At 61.0% G+C, this 21,137-nt stretch carries 19 protein-coding genes; 10 read left to right on the top strand and 9 right to left on the bottom strand.

Going from position 1 to position 21,137, the window contains the following annotated elements; translation table 11 throughout:
* Positions 1-119 precede the first annotated feature (119 nt).
* The 7 genes from GV819_RS05170 to tauD all read left to right on the top strand — a co-directional run bounded on the left by GV819_RS05170 (position 120) and on the right by tauD (position 8,390).
* Positions 120-2,444 (top strand): Tex family protein, encoded by a 2,325-nt coding sequence (locus GV819_RS05170; RefSeq protein ID WP_161754139.1) that lies wholly within the window; start codon positions 120-122, stop codon positions 2,442-2,444.
* Positions 2,444-2,827, top strand: coding sequence for a PaaI family thioesterase (locus GV819_RS05165; RefSeq protein WP_161754137.1), 384 nt, complete (start codon positions 2,444-2,446; stop codon positions 2,825-2,827). The genes GV819_RS05170 and GV819_RS05165 overlap by 1 nt, the downstream gene beginning before the upstream one ends.
* 215 nt (positions 2,828-3,042) lie before the next feature.
* Positions 3,043-4,626: a glutamate--cysteine ligase gene (gene gshA, locus GV819_RS05160; protein ID WP_161754135.1), complete on the top strand. Its 1,584-nt coding sequence runs from the start codon at positions 3,043-3,045 to the stop codon at positions 4,624-4,626.
* A 175-nt stretch (positions 4,627-4,801) separates the two neighbouring features.
* A complete protein-coding gene (gene tauA / locus GV819_RS05155) occupies positions 4,802-5,779 on the top strand; it encodes a taurine ABC transporter substrate-binding protein (RefSeq protein ID WP_161754133.1) in 978 nt (325 codons plus the stop codon).
* A 27-nt stretch (positions 5,780-5,806) separates the two neighbouring features.
* Complete coding sequence (gene tauB, locus GV819_RS05150; protein ID WP_161754131.1) at positions 5,807-6,601, top strand: taurine ABC transporter ATP-binding subunit; 795 nt, start codon at positions 5,807-5,809, stop codon at positions 6,599-6,601.
* Positions 6,598-7,437, top strand: coding sequence for a taurine ABC transporter permease TauC (gene tauC / locus GV819_RS05145; protein ID WP_161754129.1), 840 nt, complete (start codon positions 6,598-6,600; stop codon positions 7,435-7,437). Before tauB ends, tauC begins: the two co-directional genes overlap by 4 nt.
* A 113-nt stretch (positions 7,438-7,550) precedes the next feature.
* Entirely contained in the window at positions 7,551-8,390 is an 840-nt protein-coding gene (tauD, locus tag GV819_RS05140; protein ID WP_161754127.1) for a taurine dioxygenase, read from the top strand.
* Positions 8,391-8,483: 93 nt separating this feature from the next.
* Here the strand turns inward: tauD and GV819_RS05135 are convergent, their stop codons facing one another.
* Positions 8,484-8,726, bottom strand: a complete 243-nt coding sequence (locus GV819_RS05135; RefSeq protein WP_161754125.1) for a hypothetical protein — start codon at positions 8,724-8,726, stop codon at positions 8,484-8,486.
* Positions 8,727-8,990: 264 nt separating this feature from the next.
* Between GV819_RS05135 and GV819_RS05130 the strand changes: the two genes are divergently transcribed.
* Positions 8,991-9,668: a hypothetical protein gene (locus GV819_RS05130; RefSeq protein WP_161754123.1), complete on the top strand. Its 678-nt coding sequence runs from the start codon at positions 8,991-8,993 to the stop codon at positions 9,666-9,668.
* Positions 9,669-9,671: 3 nt separating this feature from the next.
* Positions 9,672-10,874, top strand: coding sequence for a helix-turn-helix domain-containing protein (locus GV819_RS05125; RefSeq protein ID WP_161754121.1), 1,203 nt, complete (start codon positions 9,672-9,674; stop codon positions 10,872-10,874).
* Positions 10,875-10,989: 115 nt separating this feature from the next.
* Here the strand turns inward: GV819_RS05125 and lpdA are convergent, their stop codons facing one another.
* The 8 genes from lpdA to GV819_RS05085 are packed head-to-tail and all read right to left on the bottom strand — an operon-like array spanning position 10,990 to position 19,786.
* Positions 10,990-12,450 carry a dihydrolipoyl dehydrogenase gene (lpdA, locus tag GV819_RS05120; protein ID WP_161754119.1) on the bottom strand — a complete coding sequence of 487 codons (1,461 nt, stop codon included), beginning with the start codon at positions 12,448-12,450 and terminating at the stop codon, positions 10,990-10,992.
* Positions 12,447-13,373, bottom strand: coding sequence for an alpha/beta hydrolase (locus tag GV819_RS05115; RefSeq protein ID WP_178124658.1), 927 nt, complete (start codon positions 13,371-13,373; stop codon positions 12,447-12,449). Before GV819_RS05115 ends, lpdA begins: the two co-directional genes overlap by 4 nt.
* A gap of 37 nt (positions 13,374-13,410) precedes the next feature.
* Positions 13,411-13,608, bottom strand: a complete 198-nt coding sequence (locus tag GV819_RS05110) for a rubredoxin (protein WP_161754117.1) — start codon at positions 13,606-13,608, stop codon at positions 13,411-13,413.
* Positions 13,609-13,645: 37 nt separating this feature from the next.
* Positions 13,646-15,625 (bottom strand): alpha/beta fold hydrolase, encoded by a 1,980-nt coding sequence (locus tag GV819_RS05105; protein WP_161754115.1) that lies wholly within the window; start codon positions 15,623-15,625, stop codon positions 13,646-13,648.
* 23 nt (positions 15,626-15,648) lie between these two features.
* The gene (locus GV819_RS05100) at positions 15,649-15,969 is read right to left on the bottom strand and encodes an acyl carrier protein (protein ID WP_161754113.1); all 321 of its coding nucleotides are present in this window, start codon (positions 15,967-15,969) and stop codon (positions 15,649-15,651) included.
* A 52-nt stretch (positions 15,970-16,021) separates the two neighbouring features.
* Positions 16,022-16,978 carry an acyl-CoA desaturase gene (locus GV819_RS05095; protein WP_161754111.1) on the bottom strand — a complete coding sequence of 319 codons (957 nt, stop codon included), beginning with the start codon at positions 16,976-16,978 and terminating at the stop codon, positions 16,022-16,024.
* A gap of 31 nt (positions 16,979-17,009) precedes the next feature.
* The gene (locus tag GV819_RS05090) at positions 17,010-17,918 is read right to left on the bottom strand and encodes an acyl-CoA desaturase (RefSeq protein ID WP_161754097.1); all 909 of its coding nucleotides are present in this window, start codon (positions 17,916-17,918) and stop codon (positions 17,010-17,012) included.
* Entirely contained in the window at positions 17,915-19,786 is a 1,872-nt protein-coding gene (locus tag GV819_RS05085) for a fatty acyl-AMP ligase (RefSeq protein WP_161754095.1), read from the bottom strand. Before GV819_RS05085 ends, GV819_RS05090 begins: the two co-directional genes overlap by 4 nt.
* Positions 19,787-20,076: 290 nt before the next feature.
* Here GV819_RS05085 and GV819_RS05080 point away from each other — a divergent pair, with 290 nt between their 5' ends.
* Positions 20,077-21,123: a GlxA family transcriptional regulator gene (locus tag GV819_RS05080; protein WP_256667359.1), complete on the top strand. Its 1,047-nt coding sequence runs from the start codon at positions 20,077-20,079 to the stop codon at positions 21,121-21,123.
* The last annotated feature ends 14 nt before the right edge of the window (positions 21,124-21,137 follow it).

The following is a 21,137-nucleotide window of genomic DNA, read 5'->3' as shown; positions in this document are numbered from 1 at the left end:
CGGGTCAACAGGCAGCCTATTGATCCAGGTGGCGGCGCGGGCCAGGCCGCTCAACCAGACTCGCCGGGCCTTTAATTTCGCGCCCGCGGGCCTGCTTTCACAATTTGTCAGGTGGTTTTATGGACAGCATCAACAGCCGCATTGCCGAGGAACTCGGTGTACGCCCACAACAGGTCGAAGCGGCCGTCGCTCTATTGGATGAAGGCTCCACCGTGCCCTTCATCGCCCGCTACCGGAAAGAAGTCACCGGCAGCCTCGATGACACCCAGCTGCGTCATCTGGAAGAGCGCCTGCGCTACCTGCGAGAACTCGACGAACGGCGGATCAGCATCCTCGCCAGCATCGAAGAGCAAGGCAAACTGACCCCGGAACTGGCCCGCGACATCAAGCTGGCCGACACCAAGACCCGCCTCGAAGACCTCTACCTGCCTTATAAGCAGAAGCGCCGCACCAAGGGCCAGATCGCCCTGGAAGCCGGCCTCGGCGAACTGGCGGACGGCCTGTTCAACGACCCGAACCTGGCCCCGGAAGCCGAAGCCGCACGTTTCGTCGACGCCGAAAAAGGCGTGGCCGACGTCAAGGCGGCCCTGGAAGGCGCCAAGTACATCCTCATGGAGCGCTTCGCCGAAAACGCCAGCCTCCTGGAAAAACTGCGCAGCTACCTCAAGCAGGAAGCCACCCTCAGTGCCCGCGTGATCGCTGGCAAGGAAGAGGAAGGCGCCAAGTTCCGCGACTACTTCGAACACGACGAGCCGCTGAAAAGCATGCCGTCGCACCGCGCCCTGGCGATTTTCCGTGGCCGCAACGAAGGTATTCTCAGCTCCGCGCTGAAGGTCGGTGACGAGCTGCCGGGCACCATGCACCCCTGCGAAGGCATGATCGGCCAGCAGTTCGGCATCCAGAACCAGAACCGTCCCGCCGACAAGTGGCTGGGCGAAGTAGTGCGCTGGACCTGGAAGGTCAAGCTTTACACCCACCTGGAAACCGACCTCCTGGGCGAGCTGCGCGACGGCGCGGAAACCGAGGCGATCAACGTCTTCGCCCACAACCTGCATGACCTGCTGCTGGCCGCTCCGGCCGGCCCGCGCGCCACCCTGGGCCTCGACCCAGGCCTGCGTACCGGCTGCAAGGTGGCAGTGGTGGATGCCACCGGCAAGATGCTCGATCACGCGACCGTCTACCCCCATGTACCGCACAACAAATGGGACCAGACCCTGGCCGTGCTGGCCGCCCTGTGCGCCAAGCACTCGGTGGACCTGATCGCCATCGGCAACGGCACTGCCAGCCGGGAAACCGACAAGCTGGCCGCCGAGCTGATCAAGAAATACCCAGCCATGAAAATGACCAAGGTCATGGTGTCGGAAGCCGGTGCATCGGTGTACTCGGCTTCAGAACTGGCATCCAAGGAATTCCCGGATCTGGACGTATCGATCCGTGGCGCGGTGTCCATCGCCCGGCGCCTGCAGGACCCACTGGCGGAACTGGTGAAGATCGATCCGAAATCCATCGGCGTCGGCCAGTATCAGCACGACGTCTCGCAGCTGAAACTGGCACGCGGCCTGGATGCGGTGGTGGAGGATTGCGTGAACGCCGTCGGCGTCGACGTCAACACCGCTTCCGTGGCGCTGCTGGCGCGGATCTCCGGCCTCAACGCGACCCTGGCGCAGAACATCGTCAGCCACCGTGACGAGCACGGTGCGTTCAAGACCCGCGCCGCGCTGAAAAAGGTCGCCCGCCTGGGTGAGAAAACCTTTGAACAGGCCGCCGGCTTCCTGCGCGTGATGAACGGCGACAACCCGCTGGACGCCTCGGCCGTGCACCCGGAAGCCTACCCGCTGGTGCAGCGCATTGCCGCCGATACCGACCGGGACATTCGCTCGCTGATCGGCGACAGCGGCTTCCTCAAGCGCCTGGACCCGAAGAAATTCACCGACGAAACCTTCGGCCTGCCCACCGTCACCGACATCCTCCAGGAACTGGACAAGCCCGGCCGCGACCCGCGCCCCGAGTTCAAGACCGCCGAGTTCCAGGACGGCGTCGAAGACCTCAAGGACCTGCAGTTGGGGATGATCCTCGAAGGCGTGGTGACCAACGTCACCAACTTCGGGGCCTTCGTCGACATCGGCGTGCACCAGGACGGCCTGGTGCACATCTCGGCGCTGTCGGAGAAGTTCATCAAGGACCCGCGTGAGGCGGTGAAAGCCGGCGACGTGGTCAAGGTCAAGGTCATGGAAGTCGACATCCCGCGTAAACGCGTGGGCCTGTCGATGCGCATGGGCGACACCCCGGGCGAGAAGATCGACGGTGCCCGTGGCGCCCGCCCAGGCTCGACGCCACGCGCCTCCCAAGGCAGTGCACCGCGCAAGGAAGCCGCCCCTGCGGCCCCGAGCAACAACGCCATGGCCTCGCTGTTCGCCAACGCCAAGCAATTGAAGAAGCGCTGATGGAGATCCCTGCCGGCCTGACCGAAAGCGCCTTCAGCCAACTGCTCGGCTGCCGTCTGCAACGCCTGGAAACCGGCGAAGCGGACGTCGCACTGGAACTGACCCCACAGTTGCGCAATCGCGGGCAGAAGCTTCACGGCGGGGCGATCTTCAGCCTGGTGGACATTGCCATGGGGCTGGCCTGCTCCAGCTCCCATGGCTTCGATCAGCAGAGCGCGACCATCGAGTGCAAGATCAACTACATCCGCGCCGTGGCCGAGGGTGAGGTGCTGTGCCGGGCCAGGGTGATCCATCCCGGCCGCCGCACCCTGGTGGTGGAAGCGGACGTGGTACAGGGCGACAAACTGGTCGCAAAAGCGCAAGGCACCTTCGCTGTCCTATAGCTCCCTGTCATGAATCTGGGTTAATTTCGGCGCTGCGAAAGCGGTGCCGAGGTTTCCTGCCGGCACTGAAGCCAGATTCAGGGATGGAGCATTGGCGTTTTCAAACGAGTCGACTTGACTCAAAAACAAGGCGAAAACGCCAGTTTCAACTTCACCCTTGTAGACCGTCCTGCCCACCCCCATATTGGGGCGACTGACGCGTGAAGGAATCCAACTTGAGCGAACTTCTCAACCGCCGCCTGGCTCTGCTCGGCGAGCGCGCTAACCTCTCCCTGCTCGAGCAGTGCCTGCACGGTATCGAACGTGAATGCCTGCGTGTCACCGACGAAGGCCGACTGGCACAGACCCCGCACCCGGAAGAACTGGGTTCCGCGCTGACCAACGAACAGATCACCACCGACTATTCCGAGTCGCTGCTGGAATTCATCACCCCGGCCCTCGCGGACCCGGCGGATACCCTGGCCAGCCTCGACAAGATTCATCGCTTCGCCTACAGCAAGCTCGGCAACGAGTACCTGTGGAGTCCATCGATGCCGTGCCCGTTGCCGGCCGAGGAAGATATCCCGATCGCCTATTACGGCACCTCCAATATCGGCCAGCTCAAGTACGTGTACCGCAAGGGCCTGGCCCTGCGCTACGGCAAGACCATGCAATGCATTGCCGGGATCCACTACAACTTTTCCCTGCCGGAACAGCTCTGGCCACTGCTCAAGCAAGCCGAAGGCTTCGTCGGCAGCGACCGTGACTACCAGTCCTCGGCCTACATCGCGCTGATCCGCAATTTCCGCCGCTACAGCTGGCTGCTGATGTACCTGTTCGGTGCCTCGCCGGCCCTGGATGCAGGCTTCCTGCGCGGCCGCTCGCACCAGCTGGAACAGCTGGACGCCGAGACGCTGTACCTGCCCTACGCCACCAGCCTGCGCATGAGCGACCTGGGCTACCAGAGCCAGGCCCAGGCCGGCCTGACCCCTTGCTACAACGACCTGAACAGCTACACCGACAGCCTGCGCAAGGCCGTGGCCACGCCCTACGCGCCTTACGTGGAAGTCGGTACCCACAAGGATGGCGAGTGGGTGCAGCTCAACACCAACATCCTGCAGATCGAAAACGAGTACTACTCCAACATCCGCCCGAAACGCGTGACCTATACCGGCGAGCGGCCGATCCAGGCACTGATGGCCCGGGGTATCCAGTACGTCGAAGTCCGTTGCCTGGACATCAACCCGTTCCTGCCCCTGGGCATCGATGTCCAGGAAGCCCGCTTCCTCGACGCCTTCCTACTGTATTGCGCGCTGAACGACAGCCCGCTGTTCGAGAACAACGAATGCGGCAATGCCACCTCGAACTTCCTCGCGGTGGTCAAGGAAGGTCGGCGCCCGGGCCTGCAGCTGCAACGCCGGGGCCAACCGGTGGAGATGAAGGAATGGGCGGCCGAGCTGCTGGAGCAGATCGCGCCGTTGGCCGCGCTGCTGGACCAGAGTCATGGCAGCGACGTGCACAGCAAGGCGCTGGACGCCCAGCTGGCCAAGGTCAAGGACTCGTCCCTGACCCCTTCGGCCCAGGTGCTGGCGGCCATGAGCGAGCACAAGGAAAGCTTCAGCCAGTTCTCCCTGCGCCAGAGCCAGGTCCATGCCGAGTACTTCCGCGGCCAGCCACTGTCCAAGGAAGAACAGACCGCCTTCGAAGAGGCGGCGCGCAAATCCCTGGAGCAGCAAACCGAACTGGAACAGAACGAAGTGGGTGATTTCGACGTCTTCGTCGGCGCCTACCAGGCCAGCATCCTGGCCATCAGCAACTGACGCTTCGCCGGCCAGCCGGCTCCTACACCCATCCCGTAGGAGCCGGCTTGCCGGCGAACAGCGCGCTGCATATTTCCCCTCATAAGCTAATGCAAATAAGTTATTTATTTCTGCATTCTTAGATCATTTAGTCTCCTCCGACGCCGATCACCGGCCGCCTATGAGGAGCTCCCCAATGAAACTGCACTTCCCCCTTCGCCTCCTGGCGGCCGCATCCCTGGCCGCAGCGAGTTTCTTTGCCCAGGCGGCCGACGTCACCGTCGCCTACCAGACCACCGTCGACCCGGCCAAAGTGGCCCAGGCCGACGGCAGCTACGAAAAAGCCACCCAGGCCAAGATCAACTGGCGCAAATTCGATAACGGCGCCGATGTCATCGCCGCCATCGCTTCCGGCGATGTGCAGATCGGCTACCTGGGTTCCAGCCCGCTGACCGCCGCCATCACCCGCAAGGTGCCGGTGGAAACCTTCCTCATCGCCACCCAGATCGGCGCCGCCGAAGCCCTGGTGGCTCGGGACGGTTCCGGGATCAAGAGCCCTCAGGACCTGATCGGTAAAAAAGTCGCCGTGCCGTTCGTTTCCACCGGCCACTACAGCCTGCTGGCAGCACTGAAACACTGGAACATCGACCCTTCGAAAGTGCAGATCCTCAACCTCGCGCCACCGGCGATCATTGCCGCCTGGAAACGCGGCGATATCGATGCCACCTACGTGTGGGACCCGGCCCTGGGCGTGGCCAAGGAAAACGGCAAGGTGCTGATCACCTCCGGTGAACTGGCCAAGTTCGGCGCGCCGACCTTCGATGCCTGGATCGTGCGCAAGGACTTTGCCGAGAAGCACCCGGAAGTGGTCACCGCCTTCGCCAAGGTGACCCTGGATGCCTACGCCCAGTACCGCAAGGACCCGCAAGCCTGGCTGGCCAATCAGGGCAACGTCGACAAGCTGGTGAAGCTCTCCGGGGCCAAGGCCAGCGATATCCCGCTGCTGTTGCAAGGCAACGTCTACCCGCTGGCCGCCGACCAGGTGGTCAGCCTCGGCGCGCCGACCACCAAGGCCATCACCGACACCGCGGTGTTCCTCAAGGAGCAAGGCAAGGTCGAAGCGGTACTGCCGGACTACGCCCCCTACGTCAGCGCCAAGTTCATCACTGAATAATCCGCGACAGGACAGGAGATAGCCGTCATGGCCTTGCTACAACTGGAGCGCATCAGCGCACAGTACCCCGGCGCCGCCGAGCCGGTGCTGGCGGATATTTCCCTGACCCTGGGGCCACAGCAACTGCTGGTCGCCCTGGGCCCTTCCGGCAGCGGCAAGACCTCGCTGTTGAACCTGATTGCCGGGTTCGTCGACCCCAGTGCCGGGCGCATCAGCCTCGACGGCGTGCCGGTCAAGGGTCCCAGCGCCGAGCGTGGCGTGGTGTTCCAGGACGACGCCCTGCTGCCCTGGCAGGACGTGCTGGCCAATGTTGCCTTCGGTCTGGAACTGGCCGGCGTAGCCCGGAACAAGCGTGAAGCCCGCGCTCGGGAGATGCTCGCCCTGGTGGACCTTGCCGGTTTCGAAAAGCGCCGTGTCTGGCAGCTCTCCGGCGGGCAGAAGCAGCGCGTGGGCCTGGCCCGTGCCCTGGCGGCCGAGCCGCGGGTGCTGTTGATGGATGAACCCTTCGGTGCCCTGGATGCCTTCACCCGCGAACAGATGCAGGAGCTGCTGCTGCAAGTCTGGCGGCGCACCGCCAAGCCGGTGTTCCTGATCACCCACGACATCGAGGAAGCGGTATTCCTCGCCACCGACCTGATCCTTCTGGCGCCCAACCCGGGGCAGATCGTCGAACGCCTGAACCTGGACTTCGGCCAGCGCTACGCCGCCGGCGAGTCGGCCCGTTCGATCAAGTCCGACCCGCTGTTCATCGAGACCCGTGAGCATGTGCTGTCCCGGGTGTTCTCCCAACGCAGCGCCACCCAGCAGCAGGAGCGCCCATGAGCAGCTATGAGATTCCCGCCACCGCGACCCGCGATGCCACCCCGAAAGCACCACTGCCGGTGCGCCGCAGCCTGAGCACGCGCTGGATCAGCGTGCTGACCCTGGCCACCCTGCTGGCCCTGTGGTGGGCCGTCACCGCCACCGGCCTGATCGAACCGCTGTTCCTGCCGCCCCCTTCTGCGGTGCTGCAAAAGGGTTGGTTGCTGGCCACCAGCGGCTACATGGATTCCACCCTCTGGCAGCACCTGGCGGCGAGCCTGCAACGCATCGGCCTGGCCCTGGGCTTTGCCGTGCTGACGGCGATTCCGGTGGGCATCGCCATCGGCGCCAACCGCATCGCCCGTGGCGTGCTCGACCCCTTGATCGAGTTCTACCGACCGATTCCACCCCTGGCCTATCTGCCGCTGATCGTCATCTGGTGCGGCATTGGCGAACTGTCCAAGGTGCTGCTGATCTACCTGGCGATCTTCGCCCCGATCGCCATCGCCACCGCCACCGGCGTGCGCACCGTTGACCCGGCCAAGCTGCGCGCCGCGCAGTCCCTGGGCGCGACCCGGGCGCAACTGATTCGCCACGTGATCCTGCCCAGCGCCTTGCCGGACATCCTCACCGGGGTGCGCATCGGCCTCGGGGTCGGCTGGTCGACCCTGGTGGCGGCGGAGCTGATTGCCGCCACCAGCGGCCTGGGTTTCATGGTGCAGTCCGCCGCGCAGTTCCTGGTCACCGACGTGGTGCTGCTGGGGATATTGGTGATTGCCCTGATCGCCTTCGCCATGGAGATGGGCCTGCGCGCCCTGCAACGCAAGCTGGTGCCCTGGCACGGCCAATCCCACTAACAACAGATCCCCCTCTCCTGCGTAGGAGCTGGCTTGCCAGCGAAGAAGCCCCCAGCCCAGCAAGCGCAACGCCGTCCGGCCGGCTCCTACACACAGCGACTACGAGAATGACCATGAGCCTGACCATCACCCCTTTAAGCTCCGCCCTCGGCGCCCAGATCAGTGGCGTCGACATCAGCCAGCCATTGAGCATCGAGCTACGCGACGCCATCGAGCAGGCGCTGCTCAAGCACCAGGTGCTGTTCTTCCGCGATCAGCCGATCACCCCGCAGCAGCAGGCGCGCTTCGCCGCCAACTTCGGTGACCTGCACATTCACCCGATCTACCCCAACGTGCCGGAACAGCCGGAAGTGCTGATCCTCGATACCGCCGAAACCGACGTGCGCGACAACGCCATCTGGCACACCGACGTGACCTTCCTGCCGACCCCGGCCCTGGGCGCGGTGCTCAGCGCCAAGCTGCTGCCGGAGTTTGGCGGCGACACCCTGTGGGCCAGCGGCATCGCCGCCTACGAGGCGCTGTCCGAGCCGATGAAGAACCTGCTCCAGGGCCTGACCGCGACCCATGAATTCATCAAGTCCTTCCCCCTGGAGCGCTTTGGCAATACCCCGGAAGACTTGGCACGCTGGGAGGAAACCCGACGCAACAACCCACCGCTGTCGCACCCGGTAATCCGCACCCACCCGGTGAGCGGGCGCAAGGCGCTGTTCGTCAACGACGGCTTCACCACCCGCATCAACGAACTGTCGGAGACGGAGAGCGCCGCCATCCTCAACCTGCTGTTCGCCCATGCCACCCGCCCAGAATTCACCATCCGCTGGCGCTGGCAGGAAAACGACGTGGCGTTCTGGGATAACCGCGTGACCCAGCACTACGCTGTGGACGATTACCGTCCGCAGCGCCGCGTGATGCAGCGCGCAACGATTCTGGGGGATGTGCCGTTCTTCCGCTGAGCAATATCTGCCCGCGCCGCTTGCCGTCCCTTCGACTCCTCTCGACAAACAGCAGTCTCCCGCGAATACGCGGGGGACCGTTTCAGGACGCAATCACTGACACGGCTCCATGGCCCCCATGAGGTCACAACCTTCCTGCAACAGGAGGTATGCCGCTTCAGTAACGCTGTTCAAATCCGCACTTTCGGCGGCCCTCACATCCATGTAGGAAAGACTTTTCATCAGATTCTTGACCGCTCGAAATCTTCGATCGGCACAGGCGAAAAAATCGAGGTTACTGGCTCGGGTATTGATTAGCAGAGCGCTGCTATCGGTAAGCGGGAGAGGCTGATCCATGCTCGTTACTCCTTCTCAAGGCGCTAAAAAACACTGCACTTCTGAAAGCAACGAGCTTGCACACCCGAGCACTGATTACAGCGCTAGCAAGACTATAGACAGTTGAGATCGATACTCACAATCAGGAAAAGACGGTGAAAGGCGTAAGGAAAATCTATTTTCGCAATCCGCCAGAAGACTGTACAAAAACACAGTAAAAAGGCTTGGATAACCAATGAAACTGTCCTAAAAGTCCGCCTATCAAATCGATTGCGGTGCACGGCCATGGTGACCAAAGAAGAAATCCAGAGTTTTATCAGAACGCAGATTCATCAGGATTTTTTTGATGAGCTGGAGGTTCTGCTTCCACAAACCTTTCAGAAAGCAGTGAAAGAAACCCGGGCACTATTGACTCACACCCCTGCCGAATACCTGCGAGGTCACTTGCGGCATTCGCTAATCCAGGATGCGCTGGCCAGCCTGCAACGCTGGAGCCCGGTCGTCCTGGCTACAGATCCAAGTGGGCATCACTACGTTCTGTTGAAGATTGGCTGTGTGCGAATCACGGCTGTCGTCCTCCCGTGGCAGAAGGAGGTGCGCGAGGCGAAACATCGGCGCGAGTTGAAAGCACTCAATGAGTCCCTCTCCCCCATCCAACTGGACTGGATTGACGGCGTGCAACAAACGGTGGACGAACAGCTGATTCACGCCCTTGTCATCGTCCATGCCCCCCACCCCAACGAAGCCAATCAATCAGAACCCAGGGCAGTTACCTTGGCTGTGCCCTATTTCAACGGCAGAGGGTTTCACCTTGATTGCCCGCTCGAAGAATTACTTGAAGGCTACTCTGGTGAGGATGTCACCCAACAGAAATCCATGGAGCTGGTGATATTGCGAGATAAAATGCGCCGAGCCGAAGAAGCCGAAAATCAAGCCACCGATGAGTCTATTTCCAAGAGGTAAACCATGAAAACTGGAGTCGCGGGCTTTCAGTCAGAGCGCCTCAAACAGGTGCGCCTCGCTTTTGGGATGACCCAAACAGCATTGGCCGAAAGGGTGGGGCGTGCCTCTGGAAACATCTCAAAATGGGAAAATGGATTGCAGGAGCCCGAGGCTGAAGCATTCCAGCGCTTGTGTGAGGTGTTTGGCGTGAGCGAAAACTGGCTGCTTGAAGAGCCGGTTGAAACCGCCCAGAACACGCCCTTTTTCTTTCGCTCCCAAGTCAGTACCACCAATAATGCACGAGACATTGCCGAGGTACGCCTGGAGTGGCTTCAGGACATTTCTTACAAGCTTCAGGAAAGCCTTGAGTTCGCGGCGGTCAATGTCCCGCATTTGACGGAGACTAACTGCCAGATGATTTCCGACCAGGAAATCGAGCAGATGGCCAGCGCATGCCGGCAAGCCTGGGGGTTGGGAATCGCGCCTATTCCCAATGTCGTTCAAGCACTTGAGAGCGCCGGAATCATCTGTGCCCGGACCACATTGGGCCATTTGAAAATGGACGGTGTTTCCAACTGGTATGAACTGGACCAGCGTCCCTACGTGCTACTCGTAGCCGATAAGGCAAATGGCATCAGAAACCGTTTCGACGCGGCCCATGAGCTCGGACATATCGTTCTCCATCGACATGTTTCCAAGGAGCAATACGAGGCCAACCACGCGCTGCTTGAGTCCCAGGCACACCGCTTCGCAAGCGCCTTCCTGATGCCTGCAGAAAGTTTTCTCAGGGAGATTCGCTGGCCCACTCTGGATACTTTGCTAGCGTTGAAATCACGCTGGAAAGTCTCTGTAGTGGCCATGGTGCATCGCTGTGTGGATCTGGAAATCATCAACGACACCACGACAACCCGGCTGTGGAAAGCCAGATCAGCAAGAGGCTGGGTCAAAGGTGAGCCGATGGATGGCGACTTTGATTTTGAACGACCACAGCTGATTGCACGTGGCGTGAAAATGCTGGTGGAAAACAAAGTGCTTTCCAGGTCCCAGGTCAGGCAACTGCTGGGCTTGCCTGTGTCCATTCTGGAAAGCCTGTGCAGCCTGGATGAGGGCTACTTTGACCTTCCAGACCAGTCACAGGTCATCAATATGCAACTCAGAAAGCGCTCGGCACAGGATCAGTTCTTCAGTGAAACCGCAGAAATCCTCGGCTTTCCAAATAAAAAATAATCCCTTGTAGGAGCGAGCTTGCTCGCGATGGACGTTAACGATAACGCGCTCGACGAAAGCGTGCGGCGCTCTCAAACTCATCGCGAGCAAGCTCGCTCCTACCATTTGCCAAGCATTACTTGGCAGTAGAACTCGCCACCGGTTTCTTCTTGCGATTGACGATATGGATCGCCTGGCCATTCACCGACAGTGCAGCCTCATGCAAGGCCTCGGACAGGGTCGGATGGGAGAAGACCATCATGCCCAGGTCTTCGGCGCTGGTGCCGAATTCCATGCCGATAGCTCCTTCCTGGACCAGCTCCGCCGCGCCTGGCCCGACCACATGCACGCCAAGAACCCGGTCGGTGCGGGCATCAGCTATCACCTTGACCAGCCCGGCAGTGTCGTTGGCGGCCATCGCTCGACTGCTGGCGGCGAATGGAAAGGTGCCGATGTTCAGCTCAACACCCTGGGCCTTGAGGGCCTGTTCGGTCTGGCCGACCCAGGCGATTTCCGGGTGGGTGTAGATCACTGACGGAATCAGCTCGTAATTGAGCGGATGCTGGTGACCGGCAAGACTCTCGGCCACCATCACCCCCTCTTCCGAAGCCTTGTGCGCCAACATCGGACCACGCACCACGTCACCAATCGCAAATACCCCGGGAACACTGGTACGGCACTCGCCATCGACATGGATGAAGCCCCGTTCGTCCAAGTGCACGCCACTGTCGGTGGCCAGCAGGTCGGTGGTCAAAGGCCGGCGGCCGACGGCGACAATCAGCCGATCGAAGGTTTGCTGCTTGTCCTCGCCGGCCTCACTGAGGCTGACCTTGACGCTGTCACCCTGCACTTCAGAGCCGGTGACCCGAGCCCCCAGGCGGATATCCAGGCCTTGCTTGCCGAGGATCTTCTGCGCCTCCTTGGCGATCTGCACGTCCACTGCCGGAAGAAAACTGTCGAGGGCTTCCAGAACGGTGACTTCAGCTCCCAGGCGAGCCCAGACCGAACCCAGCTCCAGGCCAATGACCCCGGCGCCAATCACCCCAAGGCGTTTTGGCACGCTGGTGAATTCCAGGGCGCCGGTGGAATCGACGATCACCTTGCCCGTCAGCGGCGCAGCGGAGATATCGATCGGTCGCGAACCGGGGGCCAGGATGATGTGCTTGGCACTGATGCGCTGCGTGCTGCCATCGGCGGCGGTGACCTCCACCTGCTTGCTGGCCAGCAACTTGCCATGACCTTCCAGCAGCGCCACGCCATTGGCCTTGAACAGCGAGGCAATGCCGCCGTTGAAGTTGCGCACCACGGTGTCCTTGCGCGCCAACATGGCCGGCACATCCATCTGCGGATTGCTGATGCCGATACCGTGCACTTCGAAACCGTTGCGCGCTTCGTAATAGTGCTGGGAGCTGTCGAGTAGCGCCTTGGACGGAATACAGCCGACGTTCAAACAGGTGCCACCCAGGGCGGTTTTGCCGTCCTTGCCCTTGTAGCGTTCGATACAGACCGTCTTCAGTCCCAGTTGCGCAGCCCGGATAGCGGCGACATAGCCACCGGGCCCCGCGCCGATAACGATCAAATCGTAACTTTCGCTCATACGTTGCCGTCCTTTGCACAGACAAAATCGACCACGGCCTCCATGGTCGCGCTGTCCTTGAGAATTTTCAGGTGGCCAAGCCCGCGAGTTTGCAGGACCTGCCGGTGGCGCAATCCTTCGGCGAAGGATTGCAGGTCATCTGCCGGGACTTCCTGGTCCTGCTGGTCATGCACCAGCAGCACCGGGATATCCACCTGGTGACCATAACGGCTGACCGCCAGGCTGGTCATGTCCTTCTGATAGCGTTGCTCAACCAGAAGTTGCATGCGTTGTCTGACGTCATCATTGATCCAGAGAAATGCCGCAAATCGCCGGACCACGTTTTCGATGTCGGCCGGCGCAGCCACCAGCACCGCTCGCTGGAAAGCCTTGCCGACCTGGGTGCTCAAGGCATAACCGGCAGCGGCCCCCCCAAGGGAGTGGCCGATCACGGTATCGAAAGGGCCCAGTTGCTTCTGCACTTGATCGAGCATGCTGACGAAGGTCGGCAGCGAGGCCTGCCGACCGCCACTGCCGCCATGCCCGATGCAATCGAAGGAAAGGACTTCGCAGCCTTCCTCCAGCAGCAGCGGAATCAGGTACTGCCACTGGGTACTGGCGCCGCTCCAGCCGTGCACCAGCACCACCCGGCGACGAACCTGTTGCGGGGTCCAGCGGAAGCAACGCAGCCGCCCTTCCTCGGTTTCCAGGTCCTGCACCGTGGCACTGGGCAGGGTCAGCGGAAAATGCTGGCGCAGCCGTTGTGGCGTGGTGAACATCTTCAACGCCCGCACCGCGGCACGCTGAGGAACAAGCCGCGACTCAATCCAGAAGCTGCAACGAAGCACTCCCAGAACCCCGTTATAAATGCCCTTGAAGAGCATTTTCCTGAAGCTGCCGCGCCGGCCCCTGGCTGGCGCCGACGGTTGCTCTTGGGTCGCCATCTTGCTTCCTCATCGACTACAGATTTCAAGCGTTGGGTTACAGCTTCACCATGTTGAAGTCCAACTTGCTCACGCCACATTCCGGACAGGTCCAGTCGTCGGCAATGTCATCCCAGGCGGTGCCCGGAGGCACCCCCGAATCGGGATCACCCAGCCGTTGGTTGTAGATCCAGCCGCAAATCAGGCACATCCACAGGCCGGACTCGGCCACAGCGCTTTCAGCATAGGTCGTCATGGGTGGGTAACCATTATCCAAAGGTTGTGCATTGTGCTCATGCGCTGACCTGAGCCGCTTCGGCCACCTTGATGTTCTCGGCGAGGAACTGCGCCACCTGCTCCACCACCGCGGCATCGGAAAGAATCCGCACATGGCCGAGACCGGACACCGGCTCCAGCTTCGCCCACGGCATCAGCGTGGTGATCTGTTGCGCTTCGCAGAACGGCACGATCGGGTCGTTGAGGTCATGCAGCACCAACATCGGCAATTGCAGGGCATTGCCCAATGCCGGGATGTCCCAGTGCTGAACCGGCACGCCGTTGCGCTTCCACAGTTCGCGGTGCATGGCCTGGACCACCTGCGGCTTGAGCTTCAGGTAACCATTGGCCCAGCGCTCGATGACCACCGGCAGGTTGGCAGGCGAACCCAGCAGGCACAGGGCCTTGATCCGATGGGTCTCGGCCAGTTCGGCCAGGGCACCGGTGGCTGCGATGCCGCCCAGCGAGTGGGCCACGATCCCGACCACATCACCCAGAGCGACAATCGCCGCTTTCACCGCGTCCTTGAACTCGGTCATGGTGCTCAGCGAGCCCGGCGAGATGCCGTGGGCCGGGGCGTCGAAGGTCGCGACCTTGAAGCCTTGGCGCTGCAGGGCGCGAGTGAAGGAATACAGGCTGCGACTGTCCGCACCCCAGCCATGCACCAGGAGAATGGTCTGGTTGCCCGTGCCCCACTGATAGCCGTGGGGAACGCCCGGAACACCCTTGATATGGAAACGCTGGGCGCCCAGTGGGCTCATTTCCTTGTCTGGCTGCTTGATGTATTCGCGGGTATAGCCGAACAGGTCCGTGGCCTTGGAGCCGGCGGTGTCCAGCGAGATCGAACCCAGTACGCCCATGTAGCTGCGCAGCAGCTGCTGCTTCATGGTCAGGGGACTGTTGGCAGCCCTGGCACCTGGCGTGCTTTGGTCGCCCGTCGCCTGGGCCGGCTGATCGAAGGACTCATAGAAGCCGTTGACCGGATCGTACAGGTGGCAATTGCGCGTCACATGCCACACGTCCTGCACGGTCAAAGGCTTCTCCCTGACCATGCCCGGGAAGGCCGTCTTCAACGCGGCCTGGGCTTCAGTCAGGTTGTAGTGCGGAATGATCGGTGCCACGTGGTGCGCGGTGTGCACGGAAATATAGTGGGTCAGAAACAGCAGCCACTTGGGGTACATGTAGTCGGTGGTCAACAGCAGCCGGCTGCTGTTGAAGCTCCAGTGCTCCTTGGTCAGGAACGGCGTCTCATCGCTGATGTGATGCATCATGGTGGTCAGGCTGAACCAGGCATGAATCGCCAGCCACGGGGCGATGAAGTAGAGGAACAGACCAGTGAAGCCGGTGAAATACACCAGGGTCGGCAGATAGATCAGCGCGGCCACGGCCATGAACAGGATCGAACGGCGCACTTCGTTGCGCGCCTCGAGCTTGTGGAACATCGACGGGCGAAAGCCCGAATGACGCTGATAGTTCACCGTGCCCAGCCAGAACAGCCAGGTGCGGGTGCTGCTGTAGACCAGCTTGTCCCACCATGGCATGGCGTCATATTGCACACGCAGCACCGGGCGCCAGTCGACGTCCATTTCCAGGTTGTTGGTGTTGGCGTGGTGCATGTTGTGCATATGACGCCAGCCGTGGAACGGGTACAGCAACGGCAGCAAGGCGATATGCCCGAGGATGTGGTTGAAAGTGCGATTGCGCGAAAACGAGTTGTGCCCGCAATCGTGAGCAACGCAGAACAGGCCCCAGCCACCCAGGCCGGCAATCAGCCACAACGGCAGGTAGAAAATCCAGTGCACATGAGCGACTGCTACCACCGCACCGATGTAGAGCATGTAGCTGACGACAAAGCTGAGCATTCCGCGCCATACCCGTGGCTGGTACAGGTGCTTGGGGATTGCGTCGGTCAGACGCAAGCCTTCGATCTCCTGTGAGCGTCGGAGCAAGTCGTTGAATTTGTCCGTTTTTTGCGTAGGCATCTGTAAGAAAGCCATGGCCAAGCTCCTGCGAAGTGAAGTCAGACTTCGGATGTGGTCAGTTCATTGGCCAAGTATTTGGACAAGTCATCGATGCTCGAGTATTCGAACAGCAGGGCCGGGGACAGGCGCTGCTCCATGAACTTTTCCAGGTCGCCCGCCACTTTCACCGCCACCAGCGAGTCGAGGCCATAGGACTCGAAGCTGCGGGCCGTATCGACCTGGGCGGGGTCGATCTTCAGCAGCGTGCCCATTTTCTGCACCAGCCACTGCTTGATGCTTTCCTCGTTGAGTTCGACCGCCGCCTGTTTTTTCTCTGAGAAGCTCAGAGTGCTGAGCAAGTTGGAAATGAAGTTGGACATGGGATCTTCCTTGATGAGTTGGGTTGATGTAGCGACCTAACGATCCAGCTGCTCAGGATGCGGCCTGACGCTTACGGACTTTGTCGATCATTGCCTGGGACGGTGAACGCAGATCTGAGACCAGTCTCAGCTTGCCCATTAACGCCAGTGTCCAGCCCGACAAGTCGGGCTCCCACCAATGCACGCCATGCCGGTACCAGGCAGGGAATGCGTGGTGATTGTTTTGCAACCCCTCGCCAAAGGTGAGGAACGCGATAAGCCAGTTGTTGGTGCTCTGGTCGTTGGTTACAAAAGGCCGGCCGCCATAGCGGTGGCAGATGGAACCCACGCACCAGGCCGCCTGGTTGGCGACGAAGATCCGCGCCAGGCCGCCGAAAATCATCCCGTTCCAGGCACCGGACCAGCTCTGGGTCACCAGGCCGCCGATCAGCCCCGGCAGGATCACGCCCAGGGCGACCCAGAGCAGGTAGGTCTGGTTGTAGAAGAACAAGCGACGGTCACGCAGGATGTCCGGCGCAAAGAAATTCCAGCTCGACATGTCTGGCGCCAGCATCCAGGGCATGTGGGCATGCCAGAGGCCCTTGGCCCGTTCCCAGCGGCTCTGGCCCATCAGATTCGGCGAATGCGGGTCGCCGTGCTGATCGCTGTAGGTATGGTGCCGACGATGGGTGGTGACCCAGAACAGAATCGGGCCCTGCGCCGCCATGGAGCCGGCGATCAACATCAGGCTGCTCATCAGTCGCGAGGTCTTGAACGCCCGGTGCGCCAGGTAACGGTGGTAGCCCATCGAAACCCCGAACATCTGGATCACGTAGAACACCCCGAAGAGGATGAAGTCCAGGGCGTGCGCCTGTCCGGTGACCCACAAGCGAATCGCCTCGATGGCACCGAACAGCGGCACCAGCATCACCGCAAGCGCAATCCGGGCCTTGGTTTTCGCCGCACTCGGACTCAGCTGAGCGATCCCGCCGATCTCTGGAGTCGCTGTGGTTGTGACTAGTTCGTCCATGAATAGCTTCCTGTGAGGTGAGTACCGGCAATCAGCTTTCTGAAGGTTCCGCAGCCGCTGGCGAACCGGGCCGCTTTACATCCCAGGCCAGGCCGCAGAGAGCGAGCAGTTCGATGAACAACCCACCCAAGTCCAGCTGCCAGGGTTTGAGCCCGGCATGAGCCAGCGCCGGGAAGGCATGGTGGTTGTTGTGCCAACCGCCGCCTACCGTTGGAATCGCCAGCCAGAACACATTGCGGCTGGTGTCCCGGGTCGGGTGATCACGGGAGCCGGTGCGGTGAGCAAAGGAATTGATGCACCACGTGGCGTGGTCCACCAGAAAGATCCGCACGAAGCCGCCCCAGAGCAGGCCGCTGAGTGCACCTTCCCAGCTGCGGGTAATCAGCCCGCACACTGCGGCCGGAATCAGCAGGCCGAGAATGATCCACAGGTAGTAGCGCTGGTTGATCTGCATGGTCAGGCGGTCACGCAGCAGGTCGGGAACGAACTGGCTCCAGTTCTGCTTGCGCAAGCTGAACAACCAGCCCAGGTGGGCGTGCCACCAGCCCTGGATGTTGGCTACAAAGCCTTCCTTCAGCGGCCTGGGAGAGTGCGGGTCGCCCTCCTTGTCGGTGAATGCGTGGTGCTGGCGATGGGTCGCCGCCCAGAACAGGATCGGCCCCTGGGCCGCCATCGAACCGGCAATGCCAAAGAACGCCGTGACCACCGGACCGGCCTTGAACGCGTGATGGGAAAAGAAGCGGTGCATCCCGACTTCCACACCCAGGGCGGTCAGCAGGTACATGCTGGCCAGCGCACCGACCTCCAGCCAGCCGATGCCCTGATGCCAGGCCAGGACCAGGGCCACCACGGTGCCCACTGCCGGAACACCGACCGTCAGCCAGGCCAGTTGACGCTCGCGCTGACCGGTACGGTCGATAGGGGGATTCATGGCCGTCATGACAGGGCATCCGTAGGAGTTTTGAGGGGTTGTGCCGAGGTGGCTGTCGCGGAGCGCCCGGCGCCATAACGCGACAAGCTGTCGTTGAGCAGCGCCTGGCGGGTGGCCTGGCGCTGGACCTTGCCGCTGGTGGTCAGCGGAATGCCGCCCATGGGCGCCAGGTGGATGCGCGCCGGGGCCACGCCAAACTGGCTGACCAGGGTGCTGGTGATCAGTTGACGCAGTTGTTCCTGCTGGGCCTCGTCAAGCTTTTCACTGCGCTTGATCTCGGCCACGATTGCCAACTGCTCCTGCTGGCCATTGTCCAGCCCAACCGCCACGCAGCCATTGCTGCGGATACGCGGGTCGGCCGTTTCGACCGCCAGTTCGAGGTCCTGGGGATAGAGGTTGCGCCCGGCAATGATGATCAGGTCCTTGAGGCGACCGGTGACGAACAGCTCCTCCCGATACAACGCCCCCAGATCGCCAGTGCGCATGAAGTGCCCGTCGACACCCGGCACAGTGGCCCGGAATACCTGCTCGCTGAGTGCCTCCTTGCCCCAGTAACCGGCACCCACGTTGTCCCCCTGGACCCAGATCTCGCCGATCTGGCCGGCGCCGACCGGCTGCAGGCTGACGGGATCGACAATCGCCAGGCGCAGGCCCGGAGCCACCCGACCGCTGCTAACCAATGGCAATGCGAACCCATCGTCGGCCTCGACGATGGCCAGGGTGCCGCGGGCGAGTTGGTCCCGATCCACCTGGGTGCTGAATGCCGCCTCATCATGGCGCTTGCCCGACACCAACACGGTCGCTTCGGCCAGCCCATAGCAGGGGCCAAGGGCCGCCGGGTTGAAACCCGCGGCGGCGAAGCGTTCGGAGAAACGCACCAGGGTGCTTTGCCGGACCGGTTCGGCCCCACAATAAATCGCCTTGAGCTTGCTCAGATCCAGAGCGGCCATTTCACTATCGGTAATGTTTTCAACACACAGATCGAAGGCGAAGTTCGGTGCGATGGTGACGTCGGCACCATACCTGGACACTGCGTCCAGCCAGCGCAAAGGGCGCTGGACAAAATGTCCGGGGCTGATGAGCACGGTAGGAAAAGCATCGTAGATCGGCTGCAATATCCCGCCCATCAGGCCCATGTCGTGATACGGCGGCAGCCAACTGCAGCCCACGCGGTCCTTGGCCTCGCCCATCCACTGGCTGGCACTGCGGCAATTACTGTAGAGGTTGGCGTGGGTCAACATCACACCCTTGGGCGCCGAGGTGGAACCCGAGGTGTATTGCAGCAGGGCCAACTGACCGGGAGCGACACCCTGGGCCTGCCAGGATGAGTCGGCGCTAGGCAGTTCTTCCGGGTCGACCCATTGCGGCTCTGGCAGGTCGCCTTGCAGCAGTGCGTTGACCCGCTCCCGACTGCGCATGAACCGCGCACTGGTGAGCACAATCTGCGGGTGAGCATCGGCACAAATCAACGCCAGGCGCTCCAGGCCCCGAGTCCCGACGGGCGGAAACGCCGGGATCGCCACCGCACCGGCCAGGAGCAGACCAAACAGCGAAACGATGTAGTCGATGCCCGTCTCGAACAGCATCAACACGCGCTTTTCCCGGGGCTCGAAGATCTGCAGCGCAGCGGCCAATTGTTGACTACGCTCCCACAGTTGGGCGTAGCTGATCGGCGCCTCATCCTGCTCGCCATCGAGCAAGTGGATGAAGGCCGTCGCATCCGGTTGGCGCCAGGCGCGATAAGCCAGCACTTCGGTAACCGAACTTAAACATTCGACACCCAGGAGTTCGGCCAATGACAGATCATCAACTGCTAGATGCGCTGAGAAGGTCTGATTGACGTCATTTAGATAATCACGAGGCACGGCGTAGTTCATTCAAAATCCTTTTTAAATGGAGAGCCATATATCGACCTAATGGTCGTTTATTATTTTCAGCACTAAGGAACCGAACAAACACCCCTAAGCAGGGGAGCTTTTACTAGGCAGTATTAAAGATGTCATTTTATTGACAGAACAGCGCATTCACTTGATGAATGCATCTTTTTTTATGTCCCACAGAGAATAACGCGGGCTGCGAAAGTGGAATCTGGATGCGTTGAGAAGTCTGCCACTAGCTTGTATATTTTGCTAATGCACAAATGGACACTTACAGGGAGAAAATGGACATGGATGTGCTCACGCTTATCGCGCTGGAAGGTGCCATGGGGTCAAGTGTCGCGATCACCCTGGACGTGCTGCGTACCGCCAACCAGATTGCCGAAGTCATGGGACGACCCACCATTACCTGGAAGATCATCGGCAGCAGTGAATCTGTACGCATGAGGAACGGCATGCGCCTGGATGCACTGCCACTGGATAAGGTCCAGGCCATTGAAGGCAGCATGCTGGTCATACCGGGGCTGGGCCTGGAGAACACCCAGGAGCTGGATTTCTTTGGCTGCCGCACGGAAAAAAGGCAACCGGGCCTGAGCTTGTCCACGGAACTGGTTACCCGGCTAGGGCACAACGACATTCGCAAACTCAGCAAACTGGTGCACGAACACCACCTGCGGGGGCAGCAGACGGCAGCCTCTTGCTCGGCGGTTTTCGTCCTGGGGGAAGCGGGGATTCTCGAAGGCCAGACCGTCACTACTCACTGGCAGTTGTATGACACCTTCAAGCAGCGTTATCCCGAGGCGATACTTGATACCAAACGCATGCTTATTCATGACGGAAATATGATTACAGCAGGCGCAGGCATGTCACAAATGGACCTGATGCTCTATATATTGCGTAATAAGATGGGCAATCAAGTTGCGGAGCTGACCATGCGCTACCTGCTGATAGATGGCCGCCCCGCACAATATCACTACATGGCCTTATCCAACTTGCAGACAGAAAATCGCGAAGTGCTTCTGCTGGAGAAGTTCATCGAAGATTGCCTGCCCAACGTTCCGGCCCTCAGCACCATTGCCGAACATTTACGGATCACCGAGAAAACTTTATCCCGAAGAATTCGCAGTGCCACGGGCAAGCCGCCCATGGCCTTCATTCAGAAAGTTCGCCTGCAACATGTTCAAAGCTTATTGGAGACCACCAATATGAGCATTGAAGAAGTTGCCTTCAAAGTGGGCTATGCAGACTCAACCGCCTTGCGCCGCTTGATGTGGAAAAGCATGGGCTGCACCCCCAGCCAACTGCGTAAGGCCAGGTCCGGTCCGCCGATCATGTAGCCCCCTGGCAACGG

This window comes from Pseudomonas sp. Fl5BN2 (assembly GCF_009908205.1).
Taxonomy (GTDB): domain Bacteria; phylum Pseudomonadota; class Gammaproteobacteria; order Pseudomonadales; family Pseudomonadaceae; genus Aquipseudomonas.
This window is presented reverse-complemented; position numbering and strand designations above follow the sequence as displayed.